The following is a 2,751-nucleotide window of genomic DNA, read 5'->3' as shown; positions in this document are numbered from 1 at the left end:
CACTGCCTGCAGAAGGGCGTGACCTACGACGAGCAGGTAGCCTTCCCGCCCCGTCTGAAAGCTGCGGCTTGACGCTGTAGGCAGATCGGATGTCTCTGTGGTCAGTACATCTAGTGCCGTGACCCGAAACGATCACCGGTTCGCGTGGAGTCGTCCTCGCCGGTCAAATGTGGATGACATGCGTGGTCCGGAAAACGCGACCGACCAAGCTCGACTAGCCCTTCATCCGCTGGTCGGCGAGCGGCTGGTCCAGGCGCGGGTGAGGACGGCGGCCACCGCCAGCGCGGCCAACGCCGCCACGTCGGCGAATGCGACCGAGAGCAGTTTCGGGTGCGCGCCTGCGGTCGTCGCCACCAGCACGATGAAGGACGCCTTGCCGATCACGGCGACGATCAGCACCGGCCTGCGCCAGTCCGGTGCAGCGGCCGCCCACAGGAGCGCGGCGCCGAGCAGCGCCAGCATGACCGCGCGATGCCGCAGCAGCAGCGTGCTGGTCACGTCGGCGTCCACAATTCCGTAGACGGTGGCGAGCCGGGACGGCGCCAGCGCGACGATTCCCGGTGCGAGGTTGAGCAGTCCCACGGCGACGAACAGCAGAATCCCCGTGATGCGGGCAGCGGAGCGCACCGTATCCTCCTTCACACGTTCTCGGCTTTCCGCTCAGCCTGCAGGAGACTCTGATGCCGGCGCTTCCACCAACCCGTCGCGCCGCCGCCGGGGCCGTGGTGTGGTTGTGGCCGGGCCGCGCCCTGTACGCCGGGCCGTCCCTGCGGCTGGGACCGCACTCCGGCGCGGTCGCGTGCCTGGCCGTGGGCGTGGACGCGCCCTTCAGCGTCCACCCGACAAGCGGTGGCGAACTGCGGGCACGCACCGCGCTCCTCGCCCCTCGTGTACGCCACCAGCTCACGGCGTCCGGCGACCGCATGGTGTTCCTCTGCCTCGACCCCGGCTCCGCGGACGACCGGGCGTGCCGCACCGGCTTCGCCACCAGCCGCGAGAAGATCCTGGTTGGGCACCGGCACGAGGACGACCTGCTCGCCCAGGCGCCGGACCCGACGACGGTGGACGAGGCAGCCCAGCATGCCTCCCGCGCCGCACGATGAGCTGCAGCTTCTGTCCTTCTTGGTCCGTGAGCCTGCGGACCTTGACCGGTTGCTTCACCCTGCCTCCTTAGCGCTGATCGAACGTGATCAGCACCATCCAACTGGGCGCACCGTCCTGCGCGCTGAACCCGGTGATCATTTCCGGTCACGGCACCGGCCGACAGATGTCCTGGACCGGCAGGTCTCCGGGGCCCGGCCTTCGGCCAAGGCAGGACGCGGCCGTGACGTGGCGGGAAGAGGCGTCGCGGGCGCGTGGTTGGAAGGGGGCGTGGACGAGATCGACGTCGTGGTCATCGGCGCCGGGCAGGCGGGCCTGTCCAGCGCGTACTTCCTGCGCCGCTTCGGCCTGGACCCCCTGGTCCTGGACGCCGCGGAGGGGCCCGGTGGGGCGTGGCGGCACCGGTCGCCGACGCTGACCATGGACAAGGTCCACGGCGTGTTCGACCTGCCGGGCAGCAGGCGGGACCAGGAGGCCGACGGTGACCCCCCGGCCGCCGCCGTGGTGCCCGCCTACTACGCCTCCTACGAGCGCGATCTCGGCCTGGAGGTGCTCCGCCCGGCCGTGGTGTCCGCCGTCACGCGCGGCCCCGGCCAGCGGCTGACCGTCACCTCCGGCGCGGGGGAGTGGGCGGCACGCGCCGTGGTCAACGCCACGGGCACCTGGACCCGTCCCCACTGGCCGTACTATCCGGGCGCCCGCGACTTCCGGGGGCGGCAGCTCCACTACGCCGCCTACCGCGGGCCCGAGGAGTTCCGCGGCCGGCGGGTCGTCGTGGTGGGCGGCGGCAACTCCGCCGCCCACGTCCTGTCGGAGCTGGCCGGCGTCGCGGCGGGCACGCTGTGGGTGACCCGCCGCCCGCCGGTCTTCCGCGGGGACGACTTCGGCGAGAGCGCGCGCCGGGAGGCGGTCGCCCTGGTCGAGCAGCGGGTACGCGCGGGGCTGCCGCCGCAGAGCGTCGTCGCCGTGACCGGCCTCGGTTACACCACGGTCGTCCGTGAGGCCATGGAGAAGGGCGCATTGGAACGGCTGCCGATGTTCGCCCGGCTCACCCCCGGCGGCGTCGCGTGGGCCGACGGCACCGAGGCCGCGGCCGACACCGTCGTCTGGGCCACCGGGTTCCGCTCGGCGCTGAGCCACCTCGCGCCGCTCCACCTGCGCGAACCGGGCGGCGGGATCGCGGTGGACGGCACCCGGGTGCTCGCCGAGCCCCGGCTGCAGCTCGTCGGCTACGGCCCCTCGGCGAGCACGATCGGCGCCAACCGCGCGGGCCGTACCGCCGCCCGCAATGTGCGCCGCCTGCTCGCCACCGCCGCCGAGGCGGCCTGAGGCAGCACGGGGCGGTTCGCGCAAGGGGACATGCCGATCCTGTACGGGGTGCGGTGGCGGCGGGTTCGTGTCTCGACACGCCGCGTCACTGAAGGGTAACGTCCCGACATAAGGATCTTTATCCCCTTAAAGCGGCGTTTCTCGGGTTTTCCCTGGGCAGGAGGTGCACCGCCATCGTGACGGAGCCGACGGACGAGGCCGCACCGCACCGCCAACCCGGGCCCGAGGCCGCGCTCCCGTCCAACCCGCCGGGTGCGCCCGCGGCGGGGCGGCGTGACCCGTTCCAGCCCGCGCTGAGTCCCGCGGCCCGGCGGGCGGTCG

Annotated in this window: 3 protein-coding genes; 2 read left to right on the top strand and 1 reads right to left on the bottom strand. The window is 72.9% G+C overall.

What is annotated here, in order from left to right:
* Positions 1-222 precede the first annotated feature (222 nt).
* On the bottom strand, positions 223-627 hold the full coding sequence (locus AB0H81_RS44505) for a hypothetical protein (RefSeq protein ID WP_358388497.1): 405 nt from the start codon (positions 625-627) through the stop codon (positions 223-225).
* A gap of 53 nt (positions 628-680) precedes the next feature.
* Between AB0H81_RS44505 and AB0H81_RS44500 the strand changes: the two genes are divergently transcribed.
* Positions 681-1,103, top strand: coding sequence for a hypothetical protein (locus tag AB0H81_RS44500; protein ID WP_358388494.1), 423 nt, complete (start codon positions 681-683; stop codon positions 1,101-1,103).
* Positions 1,104-1,371: 268 nt separating this feature from the next.
* Positions 1,372-2,430: an FAD-dependent oxidoreductase gene (locus AB0H81_RS44495; protein WP_358388492.1), complete on the top strand. Its 1,059-nt coding sequence runs from the start codon at positions 1,372-1,374 to the stop codon at positions 2,428-2,430.
* Positions 2,431-2,751 lie beyond the last annotated feature (321 nt).

Origin of the sequence: Nonomuraea sp. NPDC050691, assembly GCF_040654455.1 — a bacterium.
Lineage (GTDB): Bacteria > Actinomycetota > Actinomycetes > Streptosporangiales > Streptosporangiaceae > Nonomuraea.
This window is presented reverse-complemented; position numbering and strand designations above follow the sequence as displayed.

Coding starts and splice junctions, on each gene's coding strand:
- AB0H81_RS44500 (WP_358388494.1), top strand. CDS start 681: ATGCCGGCGCTTCCACCAACCCGTCGCGCCGCCGCCGGGGCCGTGGTG.